We start from the raw sequence: 23,918 nt of genomic DNA, 5'->3' as shown, positions 1-23,918 counted from the left end.
TGAACGCTTTCTGCGGACAATTCTCAGGCCTGTGATATTTTCCATTCTTTTAAAAGCGGCTGATCATATTCATCTGCTTTTACTGTGGTTTTTTTACTGATTCACGAAGGAGTAACGGACTTTCAACGGCCACAGTATTCTTATGACACTCACCGTTAATAATATGAAGCGCACTAAGGCGTCCTATCTCGTAATGGGGTAATTGCACGGTCGAGAGGGGGGGTAAGAATAGATCGCCAATACCCACCATATTATCGTAGCCAAGCACCGCAACATCATCAGGGATCCTTAAGCCCTGTGACAGCAGCGTCTGATAGACCATGAATGCGATACGATCGTTTCCACATACCACTGAATCGAATTGAGGTTTGCCCTGGTTGATATGGGCCAAAAGCATGTCGGGAATATCGTGATAATGCTCATCGCCATATTCCATGTAATGGTGGTCGAGCGTATCAGGAGCTATACCGGCTTGCGTGCATGCCTGCTCCAGCCCTTTGCGGCGTCTGACAGTCGCAAGATGGTTGGCAGGCAAATGTAAGCAGAGCGGGCGACGATAGCCTGCAGATAAAAGTGCCCGCACCGCAACATACTGTCCATATTCATCATCGGGAATATAACTCGCTACCTGCTGATGCAGGCTTTCACAGTTGGCCAGCACACAGGGGAGGTTTAACAACTTTCCGGGCAGCGGTACCTGCCGCAATCCCATGGTGGTATAGATAATGCCATCCGGGCGATGTGAGAGAAGCAGATCAACGATTTTTTCCGGGCTGTCATCGGAAAACATGTTAACCACAAAGCTGTTCCAGCCATGCGCACGTGCGGTTTCTTCGATGGAGAGTGTGATTTCCACTGAAAAGGGGGTGGTCACAGTATCAAGTGCCAGCACACCGATGGTTTTTGCAATCGCGTGAGCGCCACGTATTTTTTTTGCCGATAAATCGGGCACGTAATTAGTGGCGTCGATAGCGGACTGTACGCGAGCCAGGGTCTCCGGCTTCAGGCGTTCCGGGGAGTTTAATGCCCTGGAAACCGTCATCAGCGACACGTTTGCCAGTTTTGCCACATCTTTCAGGGATGCCATTCTTCTCGCTCCAAACTTGTCACTACGCGACAGGCTATAAAACTAACTTGCTGATGTAAAAGGATCATACGTGATTTTGGACTGCGTGTGTCGTTTGCTGTAAACCCGAAAAGTTGATCATGATCTCACACTGATAATGTTAACGTTAACTTTTGTGATTAACATCTAGAATCGCCGTAAAACGGCATGCGTTTTATTTTATGTTAACGTTATCATTTGCGCTCCACCTCAGCATGAGATTGCCATGATGAAAACCCGTCATTCTCACAGTTATCTGATACTCAGCGCTTTATTGTTCTTTTTCTTTGTGACCTGGTCCTCTACAGGGTCGTTGCTCTCGATCTGGCTACATCAGGAAGTGGGTCTGAAAGCAGGGGACACCGGGATCATTTTTTCCGTGATGTCGCTTTCCACGCTGTTTGTGCAAATTTGTTACGGTTTTATTCAGGATAAACTCGGTCTGCGTAAGAACCTGCTCTGGTTTATCACGGCATTGTTGATCTTTTCCGGTCCGGCCTATCTGCTGTTTGGACATCTTCTGAAAATTAATGTCTTTCTGGGCAGTTTTTTTGGCGGGATCTATATCGGCCTGACCTTCAATGGCGGTATTGGTGTACTTGAATCCTACACCGAGCGTGTTGCCCGCCAGAGCCAGTTTGAATTCGGAAAAGCAAGAATGTGGGGATCGCTGGGTTGGGCTGTCGCCACGTTTTTCGCCGGGTTACTGTTTAATATCAACCCGAAACTGAACTTCGCGGTCGCCAGTTGTTCTGGTCTGATCTTCTTTATGCTTTTGATGCGGTTACGCGTCTCCTCGGCACCGCACGCGATGCAGGAAGCCGTGTCAGGCGGCAAAGTCACCCTTGAGGACGCATTACGCCTGCTGACCCTGCCGCGCTTCTGGGCTCTGGTATTCTTTGTGGTCGGCACCTGTATTTACGGCGTCTACGATCAGCAGTTCCCGGTCTATTTTTCCTCACAGTTCCCGACGCAACATGAAGGGAATGCCATGTACGGTTATCTTAATTCGTTTCAGGTGTTCCTGGAGGCCGCAGGCATGTTCTGTGCGCCGTGGCTGGTCAATCGTATCGGTGCCAAAAATGGTCTGATTTTCGCCGGAATGGTGATGGCGATGCGCATGGTCGCTTCCGGTTTAGTGGAAGGCCCGCTGCTTATCTCCATTACTAAGCTGCTGCATGCCGTCGAACTCCCGGTACTGTTAATCGCTATCTTCAAATACAACAGTCTTAACTTCGATAAACGACTCTCATCCACGCTCTATCTGGTGGGCTTTGCCTGTACGAGCTCAGTGATAGCCACCGTGTTGTCCCCCCTCGCCGGCTACAGCTACGAAAAATATGGATTTGCCCAGTCCTATCTGGTTATGGGGCTGATGGTGTTCTGTATCACCTTTATTTCTATTTTCTTGTTGCGCTCAGGTAAGCCTTCTAGGGATCCACAGATACCGCAACTTTCTACTATCTGATTGAAAAGAGAGAAAACGATGACGTATACAATTGCTCATGCTGAACAGGAACTTCAGGCTAAGCACGGGAGGGTAAATCTGCGCTGGTACCCGCGCTATCACCTGGCCGCGAGGGCTGGCTGGATTAACGATCCTAATGGCCTGATCTGGTTTGAGGGTTGGTATCACGCTTTTTATCAGCATCATCCGTATTCCACCCAGTGGGGACCGATGCACTGGGGACATGCGCGGAGCAAAGATTTGCTTCACTGGGAGCACTTGCCCGTTGCACTGGCCCCGGAAGGACCGGAAGACAAAGACGGCTGTTTTTCGGGTTCGGCGGTGGTGGATGGCGATACCCTGGCGCTGATTTACACCGGGCATAAATTTCACGGCGACGCCGGTAATGACGAAAACCTTTATCAGGTGCAGTGCCTGGCAACCAGTGGCGATGGTATTCACTTTAAACGTGAGGGGATCATTATCGATACCCCGGCGGACTTGCATCATTTCCGCGACCCTAAGGTCTGGCGCGAAGGGGATAGCTGGTACATGGTCGTCGGTGCGCGCGTTGGCGATACCGGGCAAATACGGTTGTATCGTTCAGCCGACCTGCGTCAGTGGCAGGATGAAGGGATCCTGGATGAGGCAGAAGCCGGTATGGGCTTTATGTGGGAGTGCCCTGATTTCTTTACCCTTAATGGTAAACGCGTCCTGATGTTTTCTCCGCAGGGGATAGCCGCGCAGGGTTTTGAGAACCGTAATCTGTTCCAGAGCGGTTATCTGGTGGGGGACTGGCAGCCCGGCGAGCCGTTTGTTCGTACAGGAGAATTTATTGAAATGGATCACGGGCACGACTTCTATGCCCCGCAGAGTTTCCTGACGCCGGATGGCCGCCGCATCGTGATTGGCTGGCTGGCTATGTGGGAGTCGCCGATGCCGGAGCAACAGGACGGCTGGGCCGGGATGCTGTCTCTGCCGCGTGAGCTGAGTCTTGATGAGAACAATCGTCTGCAGATGCGTCCCGCGAAAGAGGTGGAAGCCCTGCGTCAGGCCTGGTTCCCGTGGCCTGTCAGTACCTTGAAAAATCAGCAGATCCTGATGGCGGAAAAAGGGGAGTCGATGGAAGTTGCGCTTCACTGGGATGGCGCACGCAGTGATGCGGAGCAGTATGGACTTAGCCTGGGGGACGGTTTACGTGTCTATGTTGATACCCAGATGCAGCGTCTGGTGCTGGAACGCCGCTATCCGCAGTACGGATTATGTGGCACGCGTAGCGTACCGTTAGTGCCCGGCGCTCCTCTGGCTTTACGTGTGTTTATCGACAGCTCATCCGTCGAGGTATTTGTTAATGACGGCCAGGCCTGCCTCAGTAGCCGGATATATCCTGATGCCGGTCACCGAGAATTAAATTTATTTGCCTGGCATGGAACGGCAACATTATCCGATGCCGGAGCCTGGCAGCTGGAATAAATTCTGTTCAGCGTCGCGAATAACCCGTCTTTGATGATGGGCGGGTTATTACTGCGTTTATCTTCGGGCTGTATTTATACAAAAAATGACACACTAATATCAATAATAAGAAGGTCTTTTCCGATGAATAAAATCTGGGTCGGATGTATGTTGACGTCTGTATGTACCTCAGTAGCCAATGCACAGGATACGCTTTCCCTCGAACAACGGCTGGAACAAATGGAGCAGCGGCTGAAAGTCACCGAGCAACGCGCTGCGGGTGCGGAGGCAGAAATTCGCGCACTCAGGCAGGAGAAGCAATTATCCTCCGTGGTAAACAATACACCCGCAGTTCCCGCGACTCCCGCTATTCAGCTCAGCGGGAATAGTAATATTAAATTTTACGGGGACGTTGAATTTAATATGGACGGTGCCAGCCGCACGGGTAGCCTGACGTCGGTAAAAACCAGTACAAATAAAAACTGGGCGCCCGGAGATAAAGAACGCTGGGATATGAATGGTCGTATTCTTCTGGGGTTTGATGGTCTGCGAAACGGGGTTAATGGAAAATATGCCGGATTCACTGTTCAGCCACTGGCTGATATAAACGGAAAAATGAATCTCGACGATGCGGCATTTTTCTTTGGTCAGCAGGATGACTGGAAAATTAAAATAGGTCGCTTCGAGGCCTGGGATATGTTCCCGCTGAATCAGGATACGTTCATTGAGTATTCCGGTAATACCGCCAACGATCTCTACAGTGACGGTTACGGTTATATCTACATGATGAAAGAGGGGCGCGGGCGCAGCAGCAGCGGCGGCAATTTCCTGCTCAGTAAGACACTCGATAACTGGTATTTCGAATTCAACACGCTTATAGAGGATGGCAGTTCGCTATTTGTCGACAATAACTATCACGGCAATGCGTTAGATAACCGTAAAAATGTGGTTTATGCCCGCCCGGTCGTGGCCTGGCAATCCGGCGCGTGGTCGGTTGCCGCCGCTGTCGAAAGCAACCTGGTGAACAATGCCTATGGATATCAGGATACTCAGGGTGTTTGGGTAGACCAGTCGGGCCGGACCGGTTACGGCATGACGATGAGCTGGAACACGCTTAAAACCGATGCAGAAAACGGTGCGGTTGTTAACCTGAGTACGGCTTATCTCGACGCCGCTGACGAAAAAGATTTCAGCGCAGGCATAAATGCCTTATGGCACCGCGTGGAACTGGGTTACATCTATGCGCACAACAATATCGACAAGTTCAATATGGCCGGGGTAGCCAGTGACTGTGACAGCGACTGCGCGATTCTGGCGCCGGGAAAATATGACATTCACACCATCCATTCCTCATGGCACCTGCCTGATATCATGGATATGCCTGACTTCAATATTTATCTTGGGGCTTATGCCTCCTGGCTGGAATCGCCGTCGGTAAAAACCGGTAATACGGATGACCGTTATGGTGCCCGTGTGCGTTTTAAATATCTTTTCTAAACAGCACCAGCCCGGGAATGTGCGCTTATTTTTCTGTGATCACACATATATTTTTTCAGTTTAAGAGGACATCCAGAATATGCCGGAAATGACCGCCGAATTGCGGAGGGGATAACGTCAAAAAGACGCAATAGTATGAGAAAATATAAAACAAAATAATTGAAACCAGCGTTGCGATATCTCCTTTCATGTGTTCTGCCTTTATTATCAGAAAGGTTGTGACTTTGTGTTTTTGGGCCTATGAAAAAGTCGCCGTTCGGGACGACTTTTCATAGGTTCATGTTCATTGCATCAGAAGGTATAAAGCACACCCAAATTGTAAGTCGTGCCGCCGCGCTTAACGACAATCGGGCTGTTACCGGCTTTGTCGTCCAGCCAGGTGTAATCGGCACTGATAACGCCGCCCCAGTGGGACGTGAACTGATGGCTCCAGGTCAGGCTGCTGTCCACGCCATAGAAACCCCCGGCCGACTGATAAGGCGCGAAGTCAGTGCGGTCGCTTTGTTCGCGGCTCACACCATAAAAGGTATTCATATAGCGCCGGTCGCCAAAGAGCGCTGCCGACTGAAGTGCAACAGTGTCAGTGTCGTTTTGCAGCGGCAGTACCGTGACGGAAGTCTGATAATGCACACCTTGCCCGTCCGTCAGTGGCAGGGTGGCTTTGCCTTCAAAAGACAGCCACGGCGTTGCAGACCAGCCCACCGCGAGCGCGGTATTCATGGTCGCATCGATATTCCCCATGCCTTTGAGCTTATTCGAGCCATCCCGCCAGGTGGAATTTTTGTCTGTCCGCCCGAGGCTGTATCCCAGCGTATGTTCCAGATACAGGCCGTTATCCGCCTGCAGGTCATAACCCACGCCTTTGAGCGAATCGAAGAAAAAGGCGCCATCGCGCGCCTGAATGACCGGCCCGACCAGCCAGTGGCGCTGATCGGAACCGCTGTAGCGCGGCGCGCTTTGTGCACCCATGCCGACGGTAAACGTCGGCGCAGAGGGCGTGTTGTCGGCCATTGCCTGCAGCACTGTGGCGGACAGGCTGAAACAGGTCATCTGCAGCATTAGTTTTCTGGATGTCATTGTGATTCCTCATCACCTAAACGTTGGTTCGTAGCGGATTGCAGCCGCGTCTGAAACCCGAAGTATGAAGAGGCAGTGTCAATAAACTGTCGGGGAATTATGAAGAAACCGTCAAGATGACCTGTATGGAGACCAGGCAGATGCTGATTATTGAAGACGACGATGCGGTGGACGTTGCCGATGTTGATTTACATGCTGCACGTCCGCTGTCACTGCGCCGGTCAGCCATCTTGCAAAAAAGTGCGCATCTTGACGGTTTCTTGATGAAATATTACGGGAATCTGGACAGTGATTGGATTGAATAGCGACATCTCAATTCAGGAAGACTGTCATGGCTGTTACCTTCACCGATTATGCGCGTCACGCCGTTCGCCATTTATCCGCTACCGGTCGGATGCTTCCCTTCATTCCCGCCGCCTGTCTGATCATCGTTGCCATTGTGCTGACAGGTTGTGGTGACAAAGCCCATAAACAAGCGCCCTCTGTCAGGCCGGTGCGTACCATTTCCGCACCGCCTCCTGTTGCTTTGAGTTCCCTGATTCAAACGGGTGAAATACGCGCCCATGAAGAGGTGACGCTTGGGTTCCGGCTGGACGGGCGCATTCTGACGCGGCAGGCTGAGGTGGGGGATCGTGTGATCGCCGGTCAGGTTCTCGCCACGCAAGAAAGCGAGACCAGCCGCAACCAGTTCAGCAGTGCGCAGGCTGATCTGAACAGTGCCCGCGCGGCAGAGCAGGTTGCGGCGCTCAGTCTCAGGCGTATGCAGTTACTGATGCCTTCCGGGGCTATCGCACGCTCGCAGCTTGATAGTGCGCAAGCTGACTGGCAGGCTGCCCGCGCGAAGCGTCAGAGCAGTGAAGATGCGCTCAAAAATGCGCAGGAAAACGTGTCCTGGACAAAACTCACGGCTCCGGCTGACGGCGTGATTACCCAGGTCAGCGCGTCGGCAGGACAAGTGGTCAGTGCCGGACAGTCTGTGATCACCCTGGCCAGTGGCAGCCTGCGTGATGCCGTATTTGATGTGGCCGATCCCCAGTCTGTTCCTCAGCAAGCTGACAGCCTGTTTACTATATCGTTACTTTCGGCCCCTTCCGTGGTTGCGCAGGGGCATTTCCGCGACGTCAGCCCGCAGGCCGACCCGCAAACCCGCACCTGGCGCCTTCGCATCACCCTCGATAACCCGCCACCGGCCATGGCACTCGGTGCCAGTGTTCAACTGACACTTAACGCGTCAGGTCCGCGTCTGACAGCACTGCCTGCTTCTGCGCTGACCCGATCCGGTGATAAACCGGCGGTTTTTGTTGTTGATGAGAAAACGCTGACGCTGCATTTACGGCCCGTGGTTATCGGGCGTTACAGTACCTCTGAAATATTCCTGTCTGCCGGTGTACACCCTGGCGAAAGGGTGGTCATTGCCGGTGTGAGTAAACTTCGTGAAGGTGAAAAAGTCATGCCCGGGGAGGACAGCGAATGAAACCGTCTTCCCCGGTCGGGGCCTTCAATCTTTCAGCCTGGGCGCTGAATCATCAGTCGCTGATTGCCTTTTTTATGCTGCTGTTAATGGCGGCGGGTGTCATCAGCTATGAGCAACTCCCCCGTAATGAAGACCCGGCGTTTACCATTAAAACTGCCGTGGTGTCCGCGAGCTGGCCGGGGGCAAGCGTGGAGGATACGGTTAATCTGGTCACCGATACGCTGGAGAAAAAACTGCAGGAAACGCCTTATCTTGATTTTGTGCAAAGTGAAACGCGTGCCGGGCAATCGGTTATTTTTGTGAATCTTCGCGATAACACGCCACCTGCAGAGGTTGCGGGTATCTGGTATCAGGTGCGCAAAAAGATGCAGGATATCGCGCCGTCACTGCCAGCAGGTGTGCAGGGTCCCTCGGTGGATGACGAATTTGATGACACCTTTGGCACCATTTATGGCTTTACTGCGGAAGGTTTCACGCCGCGTGAGCTTCGTGACAAGGTCGATGATATCAGCCGCAGTCTGATGTCGCTGCCGGATATGGGAAAAGCCAGCCTGCTGGGCGTCCAGGAGGAGAATATTGTTCTCGCATTTTCACCGGCACAACTGGCGGGAATGGGGCTGGATCTCCGGCAAATCACCGATGCACTGAAGGCTCAAAATGCGGTAGAACCTTCGGGGGTCTTGCGAAGCGATCGTGAAAACATTGCCCTGCGTGTGAGCGGCGCACTGACGTCGGAGCAAAGCTTGCGCGCTGTGACGCTGCATATTGCCGGGCGCTACATTCCGCTGACGGATATCGCGACCATTAGCCGCCAGGATGCCGAGCCCCCGTCACCGGCATTCCGGGTCAACGGTCAGCCCGCGATTGGTCTCGCCATTTCCATGGCTTCTACAGGCAACATGCTTTCTTTTGGCAAGGCGCTGAGTGACCGGATGGCCGTGATTAGCGCACAGCTCCCGCACGGCATTGAAATGGTTAAAGTCGCGGATCAGTCGGCCGTAGTATCGCAGGCGGTAAGCGGCTTTATCCGTGTATTGATTGAGGCTGTGGTTATTGTGCTGGCGGTGTCCTTCGTCTCATTAGGCACCCGTGCCGGGCTGGTGGTGGCTGCGGCGATCCCCATCGTGCTGGCAATGACGTTTATTGGCATGATGCTTGCCGGCATCGGGTTACAACGTATTTCGCTGGGGGCGTTAATCATCGCCCTGGGGCTGCTGGTGGACGATGCCATGATAACCGTCGAGGCGATGGTCTCCCGTATTGAGGCCGGTGATTCTAAATGGCGGGCGGCAACTTACGCATTTGAAACGACTGCTTTCCCGATGCTGACCGGCACACTGGTGATGATAGCGGGCTTTATTCCGGTAGGCTTTGCTGCCTCAAGTGCGGGAGAGTATTGCTATTCTCTCTTCGCCGTGGTGCTGATTGCGCTTTTATGTTCCTGGGTAGTGGCCATTCTGTTTTCACCGCTGATCGGAACCTGGCTGTTACCTGAGAAACTGGCATCACACGCTGAAAAACAGGGCAGACTGATGCGTTTCTATCAGCGTCTGCTGAATCAGGTTTTGCAAAGACGCGTGGCGACTCTCAGTTTCGCCTGCCTTTTGTTAGGGCTTGCCGCTTATGCGACCACGTTTATGCAGGGCGAATTTTTCCCGGCGTCCGATCGCCCGGAACTGCTGGTCAGCCTTACGCTTCCCGGTAACGTTTCGCAAAGCGACACGGCACGCCGGGCGGAGAGGCTGGAGCACGCCCTGAAAGACAATCCGAACGTAGATCATTTTTCTACCTACGTGGGGTCAGGCGCGGTGCGGTTTTACCTGCCCATGGACGTGTTACTGGATGATGAGAACACGGCACAACTGGTTGTTGTCGCCAAAAGTCTGGAGGACAGGGATAAGTTACGTGCGCAACTGGACACTATTTTGGCCCGGGATTTCAGTGATATCACGACGCGCGTTTCGCCGCTGGAACTGGGGCCGCCGATCGGCTGGCCGGTAAAATATCGCGTCAGCGGACCGGATTATGCGAAGGTCAGGCAGATTGCGCAGCACCTCGCCAGCGTTCTCGGAAACAGTCCCCGGACCCGCGAAGTTAATCTGACCGCCGGTGAACCTGAGCGGGTCATCACGTTACAGGTGAATCAGACCGCAGCACGGGCGGCGGGTGTTTCTTCCGAAAGTCTCGCCACGTTGCTCAACACTGTCTGGTCTGGCAGCGTTGTCACCACCGTCAGGGATAAAAACCGGCTGATTGACGTTGTTCTGCGCGGGAATAAGCGCGAACGTCAGGATTTGACCACGCTGTCCGGGCTGATGATCACCACGGCAAGCGGGCAGAAAATCCCCCTGAGTCAGGTGGCGACGCCGGTCTGGGGAGTTGATGACCCGGTTATCTGGCGTCGGCAGCGCCTGCCGTTTATCACGGTACAGACGGATTTAGCTGCAGGTCTGCGGGCAGAGGCTGTTTCTCAACAACTCTCTCCTTTGGTCTCACGTATCAGGGCAAGCTTACCGCCGGAATATACGATAGAGGAGGGCGGTGTGGTGGACGAGTCGGACAAAGGCAACAGCTCGGTGTTCGCGGTGTTGCCGGTCACACTGTTTGTTATGCTGATCCTGCTGATGGTCCAGTTGCAGCGCTTCTCCCGCATGCTTCTCGCGTTGTTCATGGCGCCATTCGGACTGATTGGCATTGTGCTGGCGATGTTGCCGACGGGTACGCCGATGGGATTTGTTGCGTTGCTCGGCATCATCGCATTAGCAGGCATGATTATCCGCAATGCGGTGATCCTCATCAGTGAAGTGGACAATAACGTCAGGGAGGGGCTTGACCGCGATGAAGCCATCAAAGCGGCGGCACAACACCGTTCCCGGCCCATATTGCTCACGGCGTGCGCTGCCATACTGGGAATGATCCCGATTGCTGAGCAGGTTTTCTGGGGGCCGATGGCCTATGCGATTATCGGCGGGCTGATCGTTGCCACTTTCGTCACGCTGACTGTTTTGCCTGCTGCGCTGAGTCTTATTATGCAGTTCGAAAATAATCGCGTTAATCAAAAGGTCAGTTAGCGATCTCTCGTGAGATAAGACATTAGTGCTATTTAAACAAGCAAATGCTTGTTTAATTGGTGAGGGATCGGATAGGTTAGTTATCCACTCACTTCACTACGGGGCGAAAACATGCCTATTTTGCATACAGAGCATGGCGATATCGATTATCAGGATATCGGTACGGGTGACACAACGCTGTTCCTTATGCCAGGCTGGTGCCAGCCAAAAACTGTCTTCAAGGACTTCTCTGAACTGGCCGCTGCTTTTTTCCGTGTTGTCATTATTGACTGGCGTGGTCATGGAAAATCATCGACCGATGGCAAGGATTTTGACGGTGCGGCGTTATTAACAGACGCTTTGACACTCATTGACCATCTCGGTCTGACCCGCGTAGTACCGGTTTCCGTTGCACATGCCAGCTGGATAGCGGTTGATTTGGCCGAAAGTTTGAAAGAACGTGTGCCTGCGGTGATATTCCTTGACTGGATCATGAATCATCCTGCAACGGCGTTTTTCACTTCAATCAACGAGATGCAGCATGAAGAACGCTGGCAGTCTGCACGGAACCAGCTGTACGAATTTTGGCTGGCAGGAAGCGAGTCACCCACCATGATCCATCATTTCAAAACCGAAATGTCTGAATCCAGCTACCCGTTGTGGCGACTTGCAGGGCAGGTGATCGCCGATGCCTATCAGACATACGGTTCGCCACTCCAGCGCCTTGAAAAACTCAAAAATCCACCGAAGGCTACCCATATCTATTCCCTCGACAGAAACGACGAATACCTTGCTTTACAACAGCGTTTCGCTATGGCGCATGATTTTTTTGAGGTGAAACGTTTGGAGAATGCCAGAACTCACCTGGCCGTGCTTGAAAGGCCGGGAGATGTATTGGCAGGGATTTTGGAATCAATATAAATCTTTAATCGTTCAGTCAGCGGGGAGGCCGGTGCCGTTTTAATCCAGTTGCACTGCCTTTCCGCAAAGCGTATGCGGAAAGGCAGATCACCTCATTAATTTAAAATAATATTCTTCATCGGCGGGATATACCCATAATCAAACACGCGTTCTACAAATGAACGGTTTCCGGTCAGGACAATTTTTACGGTAGGAGCCTCTGTCCCGCCAATACGATAATTACCGTCGGTGGTCGGAACGTTATCAATAAAAGATGTCACCAGGCCATTGGGCATTACGCAGTGCGAGTAAGTCTGGAAGGGCTGAGAAGGTGGATTACCTAACACCAAACCGGAGCCGTTCATCGGAGAATAAGGGCCGGTAAGGCGATCACTCAGGAAACCGTAAACACCATCAGGCCCCGTCAGACCCTCCGCATAGGTAAACTTATGACTGATCGTGAACAGGTAATATTTTCCATCCTGGAAGACAAAATGAGGGCGTTCGGTTTGATCATTGACGCCGACAGCGGTCACCAGAGGAGGGAGAATTTCCCATTCATCTCCTGAAAGATCTTTGGCGACGGCCATACCAATACAGCCCGCCTGGTATCTTGCATTGCCCACATCACGATGGTCCGGCGGAAGGGTACCCATTTCCTGTTTGCCAATGACGTGAGAACCCCGCTCACCCGCCACGTTACCTTCAAACACCATGTAGAGTTTACCGTCATGAGGATCGATAAACGGGCTTGGATCCCTGAAGTTCCAGTATGGATTCTGGCTTTCAGTCTGGTAATACACGCCGTCGGCTGAAAATAATGATTTAACCTCGTTGAAACCGGCCAGTGTTACGCCTTCTTCTGAGGTCAGCACTTTGCCTCTCACTTTTGCAATGGTCGCACCTGGCGTGACACAGGTATAATAAAGATCAATGTCGCCGTCTTCATTAAGCAAAATTGGCGTCCCTGCCCATTCGCGGGTCGTAGGGGAAACACCTTCTGCCATCACGCGGCCACCAAAAATCCAATCCTTACCCGTACGGGAATACCAGTAACAAATTTTGGCGCGTCCGTGGCGATTATTCCAGTCACTGGTAATGTCATAATTTCCGTCTGCATCGAGATATTCTGAATTATTGTTATTACGCTGCGCTGTCAGCGTGAAAATAACGGACCATCCGTCGACAGAAACCACCGTGCCGTCTAATGACCGAAGCGGCATCGTATCCCAAATGAATACTTCATCACTCATAACCGGAAAATCGGCGCTAACAATAGGCTGTGTGGTGGTCGGGTCATTTTCGTTGACCTTCAGAGCATCAGCACGTGTCCAGATTGTCGGTTTATAATTTAAATTTGTCATGCAAATATCCTTTAATTAAATAGATGTTAATACTGTTTGACGTTTGAAGTCGTGAGAATATTGGCATGATCAAAAAAGGCATGCACTCAATGAGTGTTGTGCCATTATTTATACATTATTTATATAAAACTCCGGGATATGTATTTGCGGGAAGAAAATTGCATCGTTGATGACCTGTTATTTTTTAATCCTGAAGAAATTCATTAATAGTGAAAATAATGCGCTATTTTAAACTTTGATTAATTACTCTTATTTCGAGACAGAAATAAACATTACAACCTTCACAGCCGGTCAGAGGCTCAACGGGAGGATTGAATATGATGGCGCCGGATACGCTGTTTACGGCAGGCCACAAGTGCGGTGAGAGCCAGCAATAAAACTGAAGAACCCAGTACCGGCTGGCTGAAACCAAACTCTGCACTTATGAAGTTGGCAAAAACAGCCGCGCTGCCTATCTGCATAAAACCAATCATTCCGGAGGCCGTGGCGGCATGACCATGCCCGCTGCTGATTGCCCCGGATATTGCCAGTGAAAGGCTGGAGCCGTTTGCCAGACTGACCAGGCACATAGGAAGCAAAATAGATAAAATCCCTTTTTCTGCCGTAAACATTACTGTGGCATAAGCCAGACCACCCAGCACAAAACACATGATGCCGGCAGTAACAATGCGATCATATTGCCAGAAGTTTAAAAGCCGTTTCGTTAACACATTGGCACCGATAATACCTGCCGTTAAGGGAATATAGAGCCATCCTCGCGCCTCCTCACTCATCCCGAGCTGCGCAAATAAAAAAGGAGACTGAGTCAGATAAATAAACCATGCACTGTAGATGCAACAGACGATAAGCGTATAACGCCAGAACCCCGTATCGCCGCAAATAACGCTAAATCCTGAAAACGGCGAGGCCGTAGCAGAGATATTTTCAGGTCGCGTCTCGCGCATGAAAATGATCATCAGCATGGTAGCCATGCCGAAAATGGCGACGAAAATGAAATCCGTATGCCATCCAAATGTGGCGGCGAGATGTCCACCTATCATTGGTGCTATTGCAGGTGACAATGAGACCAGTGGATAGATGACCGAGTAGACCCTGGCAGAAATGGCTTTATTACAGGTATCCGCGATCAGCGTGCGACCAATGACGAGACCAGCCGCTGCACCTGCCCCTTGCAGCAGGCGAAAGAGCAGAAAAGAAGAATAGCTCTCAGCAATTGCACATCCCAGCGATCCGCCAATGTAAATCGCAATGCCAGCGAGCAGTACGGGTTTTCGCCCAAAGCGATCTGCAAGCGGACCGTAAAAAAGCTGGCATATGGCCAGTGCCAGTAAATAGGCTGAAATGGTCTGAGATATCCGCGATGGATCCACCGCAAATTCGCGTGCCATATCTGGCATCGCCGGAAGATAAATATCGGACGCGATGAGACCGAACGCGCTCAGCATAGCAACGGTAATAATAAAAGAGAGTCGAGGCATAAAATTTCCGGTGTTGAAAAGGGTTATCAGCAGAAGAAGTGCGTAGCTTAACGTCTGTTTCATCCTGCTTAAATGCATTATCATGCAGGCAATACCTGCAAAAATGCAGCATGAGGAACGATGAACTGGGATGATGTCCGGATTTTCCTGGCGGTATACCGCGCAGGTACTTTACGCAGCGCGGCTGAGCAGCTTTCAGTTGATCAGACTACCGTAGGCCGCAGACTCAATACGCTTGAAAAATTATTGGGGAGTAAACTATTTTTAAAAAGCCGTCAGGGCTGGGTTCTGACCGCTGGCGGGCGAAAAATACTCTCACTTGCAGAAGAGATTGAGCGCCTGACGGTCAGCTTTGAACGTCGCGGCTCCGGGGATGATGACCGGCTTGAAGGAGAAGTGCATGTGACTGCCACTGACTCGCTGGCCATTGATTTTGTTTTACCGGCAATCGAGCGCGTACAGCATAACTTTCCCAATATTCGGGTAAATCTGACCACCACCACACGCCTGCTGGATATCGGCCGACGCGAAGCGGATATAGCGGTACGCACCATTCGGCCAGAACAGCCCGATTTGATTACCCGTAAACTGGCCTCCAGGGAGGTGGGACTTTTTGCGACGCATAAGTATATCGACAGGTTTGGCATACCAGAACCCGGCAAAGGCTTTGACGGGCACCGTATCGCGCTTTACCAGTCAGGCATTACGCGCTCTCAGGATGGACTGCTGGCAGGAGAACCGAGACATAAAGGGCGCGTAGTGGCAGAGCTGGACTCCAGCATGATGTTAGCAACGTTTATTCGCGCAGGGCTGGCCCTGGGTGAGCTGCCAGATTATCTTGCGAAAATGTACCCGGAACTTATCCGCCTGTGGCCAGAAAGAACGCGTAAAAGCCCTTATGAGGTCTGGCTGGTTATGCATCAGGATCTGTCGCACACTGCAAGAGTCAGGGCAGTGATGAATACCCTTGCTGAAGAGTTCGACCGTTATTAAAGTAAGTTTGATATGTTAAGTCATTCCAATTTATTGCTGGTTTAAGGTTTCTGCATGAACATCAATACACGAATCGCCCACCCGGTAGATGCCAGCCTGTTGCGCAGACTGGCTTTCAATATATATCCGGCGCACTTCAGACATATGTGGTTGTCAGAGCGCGAAATGAATACGTATCTGGAAAGTGAATTCTCTTTGTCCGCACTCAATGACGGACTAAGGGATCCAAAAGTTTGCTGGTTTCTGGCGCAAAACGATAAACCGGTTGGATTTGCCAAACTCACGTGGATCAATACGATTCCGGGAACGGCTATTTCTGGGGTATCGCTTGACCGGCTTTATCTTGCACCGGAAGCGACGGGTAAACACTTTGGAAAAGAAATATTTAAAGAAATCGTTACAGCTGCGCAAAAGCAAGATAAGAAATTTTTGTGGCTTTCGGTGAGAGAGAAAAACGATCGCGCTCGTAAATTCTATGAAGCTTCAGGCATGCGACACATAACTGATACTGAATTCAGAACGGAATCACAGATAAGTAAGTTGCACATCATGGGCATGGAAATTTAGACGCCATATGTCGGCCTGCCACTGGCTAACATAACAAGACCTGGTCATCTCTTCGCTCATCGTTGCCTGAAGGCCCGAGGGCTTTTCTATGCCTTGTGGCGTAAGGCATCAGCGACCAGTGAAAATGCGGGTGAGGGTTGCTTACGGCTGGGATAATACAGGTAATAGCCGGGAAATGGCTGGCACCACGGTTCAAGTACGCGTATCAGGCGCCCCTCCTCAATATGTGATTCAAACTCTTCTTCCGGCAGAAAAGCAATGCCAAGCCCGGCTAATGCCGCGTCCACCATGTGTGCTGACGTATTAAACGTCAGTTGCCCGGTAACCCGGACATTTACCGGGCCTTCTTCATTGTCGAACTCCCAGACGTAAAGTCCCCCTGACGTCGCTTGCCGCATATTAATGCAGTTGTGCTGGAGAAGGTCGTGTGGCGTCTGCGGCATCGCCTGGGTAGCAAAATACTCAGGCGATGCAACCGCAGCCATTTGCAACTTCGGGCTAATCGGTATCGCAATCATATCCTTATCGATGGTGTCACCCAGACGGACACCCGCGTCAAACCTGTCGGCGACGATGTTGCGAAAACCGTGGTTAGCATCAAACTCCAGTCTGATATCCGGATAGTGTTTCAGCAGAGGCGATAATTTGGGCAACAGTATGGTTTTCAGAACATGGGGGCCGCAGGTGATGCGAACAGTTCCTGCGGGTTTATCACGCATCTCAGTCAGCATGTCTAACTCGGCGAGTATGCCATCAACATGATCGCCTATGGTCAGTAGCAACCGTTCTCCGGCAGAGGTCGGCGATACGCTACGGGTTGTACGCGTCAGCAGGCGAATTTGCATATCCTCTTCAAGTGCCGAAATCGCCTGGCTCAGTGCGGATTGGGTGACGCCCAGCTTTGCAGCGGCGCGGGTGAAGCTGCTTTCACGGGCAACCGTAATAAAATAAAGAAGATCGTTCAGGTTGCGTTTCATAAAGTTCTTCCCGCCTTATTAATAAGTAATGCTTATAAGCCCATTCAGTATCCATTAGCTAGTAATGATGCACACCGCGTGTAAAATTTTCAACAAGAGCTTATTCCGCGAGGGAAGATTAACGCTCTTATTTTTTCATCTTTATTTCACGTTTTATTTTTTACGTTATTTCTGCGAATAGCGTTCAGCGGGTGTGCAAATAACCCTGGATTATTGGGAATTACTATTTATGTCCGCATTGCCGAGTCATACAAAACGTCAAAAAGAGCACGCTTACTGGAGCGGGGTTTTCGCGATGACGTTATGCGTCTTTGCGCTCATCGCTTCGGAATTTATGCCTGTGAGCTTGCTGACGCCGATATCAGCCGATTTAGGTGTCAGTGAGGGACGCGTGGGGCAGGGGATCGCGATTTCCGGTCTGTTTGCGGTACTGACCAGTCTCTCCATTTCTGCGCTGGCCGGAACACTCAACCGCAAGGTATTGCTGCTGAGCATGACGTTGCTGATGGCCGTTTCCGGTGCAATTATCGCGCTGGCACCCGGTTATCTGATTTACATGGTGGGCCGCGCATTAATTGGTATCGCGATCGGAGGATTCTGGTCACTTTCTGCCGCTACGGCTATTCGCCTGGTTCCGGCGCATCGGGTTCCCCGTGCACTGGCTATTTTTAACGGCGGTAACGCGCTGGCAACCGTTATAGCCGCTCCGCTGGGGAGTTATCTCGGGTCTGTCATCGGCTGGCGCGGGGCGTTCTTTTGCATCGTTCCGGTGGCGGTCATTGCCTTTATATGGCAGTGGTTCAGCCTGCCTGCAATGACCACGGAGAAAGCCGATAAGAGGACTGCCAATGTTTTTCGTCTTTTTGCTAACCCGCTTGTGGCCGCTGGCCTTACCGCCTGCGGATTGTTCTTTATGGGGCAGTTTTCCTTATTCACCTATTTGCGCCCGTTCCTCGAGACAGTCACGCAGGTAAATATCACCACGCTGTCGCTCATTTTGCTGACCATCGGTATGGCGGGCTTTATCGGCACCCTGGTGATTGGCACGTTTTTGAAGACCGCCTTTTATCCCACACTTATCACCATTCCCTTGCTGATGGCTGCAATCGCCGGGGCGCTGATTGCTTTTGGAAACAGTGTATGGGTCGTTGCGCCGTTGCTGGGGTTGTGGGGATTAATCGCCACGGCGGCCCCCACCGGATGGTGGACATGGATTGCCAGAACCCTGCCGGAAGATGCGGAGGCGGGCGGAGGTCTTATGGTCGCCATCGTGCAACTGTCAATCGCCATGGGCTCCACTCTCGGGGGTTTTGCCTTTGACCATAGTGGTTATCAAAGCACTTTTCTCATCAGTGCCATTTTACTCGTCATCGCGGCTGCCCTGGCTTTATTAACGTCACGTAAAGATATCCATCCAACCCACTGAGGATTCATCAATGAAAGTATTTACCCTGCTGTTAGGGCTGTTAATCAGCTCATTTGCTGCGACAGGAGCCGATATGTCTAACGGAGCAGATAACTTTTACCAAAGCGATAGGGTCACCCGGCAAAAAGTGACCTTTAAAAACCAGTATCAAATGAAAGTCGTCGGTAATTTGTTTATACCGAAAGGGATGAAGCAAAACGTGCAGCATCCCGCTATTGTCATTGGTCATCCGATGGGGGCGGTGAAAGAACAAAGCTCAAATTTGTATGCCCAGAAACTGGCGGAACAAGGGTTCGTGACGCTGGCGATTGATCTTTCCTTCTGGGGGGAGAGTGACGGCAAACCCGGTCATCTGATTTCCCCTGAAATCTATGCGGATGACTTTAGTGCTGCAGTCGATTATCTCAGCACTCAGCCTTATGTTGATCCGCAGAGAATTGGTGCACTGGGTATCTGTGGTAGCGGCAGCTTCGTTATCAGTGCAGCCAAAATTGACCCGAGAATGAAGGCCATTGCCACCGTCAGCATGTATGACATGGGGTCTGTGTTCCGTAATGGTCTTAATCATTCCGTGACGCCTGAACAGCGCAAAGCGTTTATTAAGTCGGCTACAGAACAACGGCTGGTCGAGTTTAAAGGCGGCGATATTGCCTATATTCCCGGAACCGTGAACAAGCTCGATGATTCAACCTCTGCGGTTCAGCGGGAATTCTTCGATTTCTATCGCACATCACGGGGGGGTTATACGCCACAGGGCGAGAAAGAAGAGCTGACAACAAAACCGATGCTGAGCAGCATAGGGAAGTTTATGAACTTCTATCCGTTCAATGATATCGAAACGATTTCTCCGCGCCCGATGCTTTTCATCACCGGCGACCAGGCGCATTCGAAGGAATTCAGCGAAGATGCCTACAAACGTGCCGGACAGCCGAAAGAGTTGTATATCGTCCCGGGTGCTGGCCATGTCGATTTGTATGACCGTACCGATTTGATCCCTTTCGCCAAGCTGGCGTCATTCTTTAAAACTCACCTCAGTTAAACGCCAAAGCCACATCCTGCCGGGTGTGGCTGCTCTTCCGGAGGTCATGTGAAATATTTACTCACGAGCCTGCTTTGGGTGTGCGCTTTTGCAAGCCATGCCGACACCACACTGCGTAAGGATAACGTCATGAAGGCGAGAATGATCATTAATGGCCAACCATTTGAAGTCAGAATTCACGACAATCCGGCGGCTAAATCCTTTGTTAATATGTTACCTCTGCAACTCGAAATGACTGAGTTAAATGGTAACGAGAAATTTGCCGAACTGCCTCATAGCTTGCCTTCCAGCCCGGTGCAGCCGGGGACCCTTCATGCCGGTGATCTCATGTTGTACGGAACGCAAACGTTGGTTTTATTCTATGCCTCATTTGACTCTTCATATCGCTACACCCCCATCGGGAACGTTGTAAATCCCGGGACACTCCCCGCGATGGGGGATACAGATAAAATAGAGGTAGAGTTCAGCAGACAGTAATACAACGATATTGATATCGCAGGAAGTTTCTGCATGCACGCTTTGCCGTCGTCTATTGAGAAACAGAGCGTAGCGGTGCCCCCGCGCGCAGTCCCGCCATCACCATGTCTATGAGCCAGGTTAAAGGGAACGCAAATTCCTTTGCCAGATCGCATGAGCCCCGGTCAATAAATGCGTCAATCAGCGCGTTACCCACAGTGAGGGTCTTCCACTCTCTGAATTGAAGCCGGCGTTTGTGGGGGAGTTCATGTTGATGGGAGGGAAGGGGTTGGGCGTATTGACTGTCAACCGGAAGGCACGAGCCGTATTTTTATGAAAAAAGCATTATAGAATGCGTAAAGGCCCCGTCATCTCAGGCAGTAATTGTTCGATTACAGTGATAATGCTTCTGACCCTCTGCGGGATAAAGCGGGCGTCCGGGTAGACCGCATAGAGGAAGCGATCAGGTAACCGGTAGGCGGGTAAGACCGGAACCAGCGTACCGGCTTGCAAAGCCCTGGCCGCGAGCGGTAGCTGCATGCCACCGATACCCATGCCTGACTCTATCGCCTGTAACAGCGCTTCACTGGTATTAGCCCGGAACACGGTATTAACTTTGATGTCGATAGTTTCACTATCAGAAACTAACCGTAGTGGTGCCTCCGGCGCGATGCCGCTGAATCGCACATGTGGATGTGCCGCCAGCTCACTCACAGAATGAACCGGTTTAAAACCGGGGGCGGCAAAAAGCGCCGTTTCAATACGTGCCAGCACGCGCGCCGCATGCGTTTGCGGAGGCTCATGGGTCAAGCGCAGCGCGACATCCACCCCTTCAGTGACAAGATCGGCGATGCGGTCATCAAGTGAAAGCGTAAGGTGCAATCCTGAGTTCATTTTCTGAAGCGTCAGCAGATGGGGTAAAAAGAGCTGGCCCAGCCCGCTCGGCAATTGCACATGAACCCTGCCATGCCAGTGGTGATCGGCAGGGTTCAGACGCCTTTCTGCTTCCCGCATGGCCTCCAGCAAAAGCTGCATATCACGCCGGTAACTTTCTCCCTGCTCAGTAAGCGCCATCACACGCGTTGTACGATGCAGCAATACCACACCGAGCTCCTCCTCAAGTGCGGCAATCTGCTGACTGACCGCAGATTGCTTCATACCGCTCTGGCGGGCGGCTGCAGAAAAAGAGCCTGCTTGTGCTACGCGCAGAAAGGTGGCAATGGCATTGAGCTTATTATTCATTTAATGATTCTGCTTATAAGTGCCATCAGTTTCATGGGATATGTGTGAAAAAAATAATATATCACACTGTATCTGTCACCTTCTCTGGAGAAACACCATGAATAAGACGCAGCAACAAAAGGTCGCGCTGGTCGCCGGCGCCAGCGGTATTGTCGGCAGCCAGCTTGTCAAAACACTTCTGCAAAATGAGTGGGAGGTTATCGGGCTGAGCCGCAATGCATTATCTCACCCTGATAATATTCAGGTTGTAAACGTCGATTTACTGGATGCGCAAAACAGCGCGCAGGCACTGCAACCACTCAGCCGCATCACCCATATTTTTTACAGCGCCTGGGTGAACGCCGCGAACTGGACAGAAATGGTTGAACCGAACGTCACCATGTTGCGCAATCTGGTCAGTAACATTGAGAAAACGGCACCCCTCCAGATTGTAAGCCTGATGCAAGGATACAAAGTTTATGGCGCACATCTTGGACCGTTCAAAACCCCGGCGCGTGAAAGCGATCCCGCCATACCCGGCGCAGAATTTAACGCGGCTCAGCTCACATGGCTCAGCCATTTTCAGCGTGGGAAAACGTGGCACTGGAATGCAATCAGGCCGGGTGTGGTTGGCAGCGCGGTGCCCGGCAATGCCATGAATCTTGCAATGAGCATCGCACTGTATGCGTCGCTGTGTAAGGCTCAGGATTTACCTCTCCGCTTTCCCGGTTCAGAACAAACCTGGCATAGCATCGTTGATCATACTGACGCCGGGTTGCTGGCAGAGGCGACATTGTGGGCTGCAACCTCGCCTGCGGCAGAGAACCAGGCTTTCAACGTGAATAACGGTGACATCTGGCGCTGGAGCGAGCTCTGGCCGCATATCGCGCGCTGGTTTGAGCTGGAATACGCACCGCCGGTCCGGCTGTCATTTCATCAGTTGTTTAAGGACTACCGCACGACATGGCGTGAACTTGCCGGGCAGCGGTTGATGGAAACTGACATTTTACAGCTGAACGACGGGAGTTTTGCAGATTTTGTGTTTGGTTGGGATTACGACATGTTTGGTGATGGCAGCAAGCTGCGCCGGGCAGGCTTTACCCGTATGCAGGCCACCCACGAAATGTTTTTCAGCCTGTTCACGCAACTGAGAGCGGCACGCATTATCCCCTGACAAAGCACCGGGCAGCATATTTCAGATTAAGCTGCCTATTGCTCCTGCCAGAGGCTCTACGAATTCGTCATAATGACGATCAACAATTTCCGGAAGACGTACACCCTCAGTCAAAGACAAGCGCAGCATTTGCTGGATTTTTTTGTCCTTTGATATTTTCTCAAAGGCAAAGAGAAGCCGCTGACGCAGGCGTTCAGCGCAAGTGCCTTTGAATGAGTCAGACATGCTCAACACATCACGGTAGGGTTGGGAATGGTGATGAGCCATCGCTATGCTAACGGTGCGACGGACTACCTGAATGTGCTGGATGCGCAGCGGACATTATTCTCTGCGCAACAGTCTCTGATTCAGAGCAGACTTTCGCAGCAAAACAGTCTTATTACCCTTTACAAGGCCTTGGGAGGAGGGTAGGAGCGTGGAGCTGTAGACTAGCGGACCCTGCCATGTACGGCTGTTTACGTGCAGGCTAAGTTTATTGCGCACTTCGCCTGCATATTCATAAGTCCGGATCAAACGGACTTAATGGGTTCCAATGCATTAAAATCATGAACGAAGTTTTTCAATAATCTTTCGAATTCGACGCGGTCATTGTCCGGCCAGCTATTGAAGATGTCGTTATAAATGAGTGCTCGCGTGTGATCGATTTTATCGGTCATCATTTTTCCTTCAGGCGTAACGACCGCTTCGTTAATTCGCTTATCTTTAACATTTCTCTGTCGATGGGTTAGGCCCATTTGCCCGAGTTTAGTTACCTGACGGCTTACCGTCGTATAATCCCGCCCCACCCGATCAGCGAGTTCTCCTACACCTATAGGGCCAAAGCGGCCTATCAGGACCAGCAGTGGAAATAATGCACGGTCAATATTAATACCGGAGTTTTTTATCATTATTTCATCACGTTGCGGCCGATTGAAAGCACCGACGATAGCCAGCAACGTATCATGTAAATCATCAAAATAATCGGGTTTATGTGTATTTTGCACTCTTTTCATTGACGGCATCCGGGAGTGGGAATAATGTGTGCATTGTACACATATATTTCTTGAGCTAAAGGTGAACTTAATGAAAGCAGCACTTGTTAATGGCAAAGGCGAAACGCCGATTTACGGTGATTTCATGGACCCTCAGGGAGATGAGCAGCATATAGTGATGTTATGGACGCCCCTCCCTGAAGTAGCCAGTGCCATACTCTATTGACTGCAATTAATTCAGGAGTGATAT

General features: G+C 51.4%; 22 protein-coding genes and 1 pseudogene. 15 read left to right on the top strand and 8 right to left on the bottom strand.

Annotated elements, in window-relative coordinates; translation table 11 throughout:
• Nucleotides 1–79: 79 nt before the first annotated feature.
• Nucleotides 80–1,087 (bottom strand): LacI family DNA-binding transcriptional regulator, encoded by a 1,008-nt coding sequence (locus HGO41_RS02105; RefSeq protein ID WP_112151762.1) that lies wholly within the window; start codon nucleotides 1,085–1,087, stop codon nucleotides 80–82.
• A gap of 244 nt (nucleotides 1,088–1,331) precedes the next feature.
• Here HGO41_RS02105 and HGO41_RS02100 point away from each other — a divergent pair, with 244 nt between their 5' ends.
• The 3 genes from HGO41_RS02100 (at nucleotide 1,332) to HGO41_RS02090 (ending at nucleotide 5,501) form a co-directional block, all read left to right on the top strand.
• Nucleotides 1,332–2,573: an MFS transporter gene (locus HGO41_RS02100; protein WP_015689639.1), complete on the top strand. Its 1,242-nt coding sequence runs from the start codon at nucleotides 1,332–1,334 to the stop codon at nucleotides 2,571–2,573.
• 18 nt (nucleotides 2,574–2,591) lie between these two features.
• Nucleotides 2,592–4,025, top strand: a complete 1,434-nt coding sequence (locus tag HGO41_RS02095) for a glycoside hydrolase family 32 protein (RefSeq protein ID WP_112197740.1) — start codon at nucleotides 2,592–2,594, stop codon at nucleotides 4,023–4,025.
• Between the two features lie 123 nt (nucleotides 4,026–4,148).
• Nucleotides 4,149–5,501, top strand: a complete 1,353-nt coding sequence (locus tag HGO41_RS02090) for a carbohydrate porin (protein ID WP_112197739.1) — start codon at nucleotides 4,149–4,151, stop codon at nucleotides 5,499–5,501.
• A 291-nt stretch (nucleotides 5,502–5,792) separates the two neighbouring features.
• Here the strand turns inward: HGO41_RS02090 and HGO41_RS02085 are convergent, their stop codons facing one another.
• Nucleotides 5,793–6,578, bottom strand: a complete 786-nt coding sequence (locus HGO41_RS02085) for a MipA/OmpV family protein (protein ID WP_112151765.1) — start codon at nucleotides 6,576–6,578, stop codon at nucleotides 5,793–5,795.
• Between the two features lie 140 nt (nucleotides 6,579–6,718).
• On the opposite strand from HGO41_RS02085, the gene HGO41_RS02080 reads away from it, so the two are divergent.
• The 4 genes from HGO41_RS02080 (at nucleotide 6,719) to HGO41_RS02065 (ending at nucleotide 12,023) form a co-directional block, all read left to right on the top strand.
• Nucleotides 6,719–6,883 carry a hypothetical protein gene (locus HGO41_RS02080; protein ID WP_013574943.1) on the top strand — a complete coding sequence of 55 codons (165 nt, stop codon included), beginning with the start codon at nucleotides 6,719–6,721 and terminating at the stop codon, nucleotides 6,881–6,883.
• A 26-nt stretch (nucleotides 6,884–6,909) separates the two neighbouring features.
• Nucleotides 6,910–8,052 carry an efflux RND transporter periplasmic adaptor subunit gene (locus tag HGO41_RS02075; protein WP_250980725.1) on the top strand — a complete coding sequence of 381 codons (1,143 nt, stop codon included), beginning with the start codon at nucleotides 6,910–6,912 and terminating at the stop codon, nucleotides 8,050–8,052.
• Entirely contained in the window at nucleotides 8,049–11,123 is a 3,075-nt protein-coding gene (locus HGO41_RS02070; protein WP_250980724.1) for an efflux RND transporter permease subunit, read from the top strand. The genes HGO41_RS02075 and HGO41_RS02070 overlap by 4 nt, the downstream gene beginning before the upstream one ends.
• A 111-nt stretch (nucleotides 11,124–11,234) precedes the next feature.
• Nucleotides 11,235–12,023, top strand: coding sequence for an alpha/beta fold hydrolase (locus HGO41_RS02065; protein WP_121019465.1), 789 nt, complete (start codon nucleotides 11,235–11,237; stop codon nucleotides 12,021–12,023).
• Between the two features lie 95 nt (nucleotides 12,024–12,118).
• Here HGO41_RS02065 and sacB read toward each other — a convergent pair whose 3' ends face one another.
• Together sacB and HGO41_RS02055 are read right to left on the bottom strand one after the other, a co-directional pair.
• Nucleotides 12,119–13,366: a levansucrase gene (gene sacB, locus HGO41_RS02060; RefSeq protein WP_217218096.1), complete on the bottom strand. Its 1,248-nt coding sequence runs from the start codon at nucleotides 13,364–13,366 to the stop codon at nucleotides 12,119–12,121.
• A 299-nt stretch (nucleotides 13,367–13,665) separates the two neighbouring features.
• Nucleotides 13,666–14,844, bottom strand: coding sequence for a multidrug effflux MFS transporter (locus tag HGO41_RS02055; RefSeq protein WP_250980723.1), 1,179 nt, complete (start codon nucleotides 14,842–14,844; stop codon nucleotides 13,666–13,668).
• 120 nt (nucleotides 14,845–14,964) lie between these two features.
• Between HGO41_RS02055 and HGO41_RS02050 the strand changes: the two genes are divergently transcribed.
• Both HGO41_RS02050 and HGO41_RS02045 read left to right on the top strand, forming a co-directional pair.
• Nucleotides 14,965–15,837: a LysR family transcriptional regulator gene (locus HGO41_RS02050; RefSeq protein ID WP_037035909.1), complete on the top strand. Its 873-nt coding sequence runs from the start codon at nucleotides 14,965–14,967 to the stop codon at nucleotides 15,835–15,837.
• A gap of 54 nt (nucleotides 15,838–15,891) precedes the next feature.
• Complete coding sequence (locus HGO41_RS02045; RefSeq protein ID WP_121019462.1) at nucleotides 15,892–16,404, top strand: GNAT family N-acetyltransferase; 513 nt, start codon at nucleotides 15,892–15,894, stop codon at nucleotides 16,402–16,404.
• A gap of 86 nt (nucleotides 16,405–16,490) precedes the next feature.
• On the opposite strand, the gene HGO41_RS02040 is transcribed toward HGO41_RS02045, so the two are convergent.
• Complete coding sequence (locus HGO41_RS02040; RefSeq protein ID WP_250980722.1) at nucleotides 16,491–17,381, bottom strand: LysR family transcriptional regulator; 891 nt, start codon at nucleotides 17,379–17,381, stop codon at nucleotides 16,491–16,493.
• A 229-nt stretch (nucleotides 17,382–17,610) separates the two neighbouring features.
• On the opposite strand from HGO41_RS02040, the gene HGO41_RS02035 reads away from it, so the two are divergent.
• Genes HGO41_RS02035 through HGO41_RS02025 form a run of 3 tightly spaced genes read left to right on the top strand, consistent with a single transcriptional unit; the run spans nucleotide 17,611 to nucleotide 20,323 of the window.
• A complete protein-coding gene (locus HGO41_RS02035) occupies nucleotides 17,611–18,807 on the top strand; it encodes an MFS transporter (RefSeq protein ID WP_250980721.1) in 1,197 nt (398 codons plus the stop codon).
• Nucleotides 18,808–18,817: 10 nt separating this feature from the next.
• Nucleotides 18,818–19,846, top strand: coding sequence for an alpha/beta hydrolase (locus HGO41_RS02030; RefSeq protein WP_250980720.1), 1,029 nt, complete (start codon nucleotides 18,818–18,820; stop codon nucleotides 19,844–19,846).
• A 48-nt stretch (nucleotides 19,847–19,894) separates the two neighbouring features.
• Nucleotides 19,895–20,323, top strand: coding sequence for a cyclophilin-like fold protein (locus HGO41_RS02025; RefSeq protein WP_232829671.1), 429 nt, complete (start codon nucleotides 19,895–19,897; stop codon nucleotides 20,321–20,323).
• 324 nt (nucleotides 20,324–20,647) lie between these two features.
• On the opposite strand, the gene HGO41_RS02020 is transcribed toward HGO41_RS02025, so the two are convergent.
• Nucleotides 20,648–21,544 (bottom strand): LysR family transcriptional regulator, encoded by an 897-nt coding sequence (locus HGO41_RS02020; protein WP_250980719.1) that lies wholly within the window; start codon nucleotides 21,542–21,544, stop codon nucleotides 20,648–20,650.
• Between the two features lie 97 nt (nucleotides 21,545–21,641).
• On the opposite strand from HGO41_RS02020, the gene HGO41_RS02015 reads away from it, so the two are divergent.
• The gene (locus HGO41_RS02015; protein ID WP_013574956.1) at nucleotides 21,642–22,697 is read left to right on the top strand and encodes an SDR family oxidoreductase; all 1,056 of its coding nucleotides are present in this window, start codon (nucleotides 21,642–21,644) and stop codon (nucleotides 22,695–22,697) included.
• Nucleotides 22,698–22,718: 21 nt separating this feature from the next.
• Here HGO41_RS02015 and HGO41_RS02010 read toward each other — a convergent pair whose 3' ends face one another.
• Nucleotides 22,719–22,922 (bottom strand): hypothetical protein, encoded by a 204-nt coding sequence (locus HGO41_RS02010; protein ID WP_015689645.1) that lies wholly within the window; start codon nucleotides 22,920–22,922, stop codon nucleotides 22,719–22,721.
• A 42-nt stretch (nucleotides 22,923–22,964) separates the two neighbouring features.
• Between HGO41_RS02010 and HGO41_RS02005 the strand changes: the two are divergent.
• Nucleotides 22,965–23,108: pseudogene (locus HGO41_RS02005) on the top strand (TolC family protein); the annotation flags it as partial.
• A gap of 98 nt (nucleotides 23,109–23,206) precedes the next feature.
• Here HGO41_RS02005 and HGO41_RS02000 read toward each other — a convergent pair.
• On the bottom strand, nucleotides 23,207–23,689 hold the full coding sequence (locus tag HGO41_RS02000) for a MarR family winged helix-turn-helix transcriptional regulator (protein WP_013574957.1): 483 nt from the start codon (nucleotides 23,687–23,689) through the stop codon (nucleotides 23,207–23,209).
• 70 nt (nucleotides 23,690–23,759) lie between these two features.
• Here HGO41_RS02000 and HGO41_RS25740 point away from each other — a divergent pair, with 70 nt between their 5' ends.
• Nucleotides 23,760–23,894, top strand: coding sequence for a hypothetical protein (locus HGO41_RS25740; protein ID WP_285427123.1), 135 nt, complete (start codon nucleotides 23,760–23,762; stop codon nucleotides 23,892–23,894).
• The last annotated feature ends 24 nt before the right edge of the window (nucleotides 23,895–23,918 follow it).

This window comes from Rahnella sp. CG8 (genome assembly GCF_023701875.1).
Taxonomy (GTDB): Bacteria; Pseudomonadota; Gammaproteobacteria; order Enterobacterales; family Enterobacteriaceae; genus Rahnella; species Rahnella aceris.
This window is presented reverse-complemented; position numbering and strand designations above follow the sequence as displayed.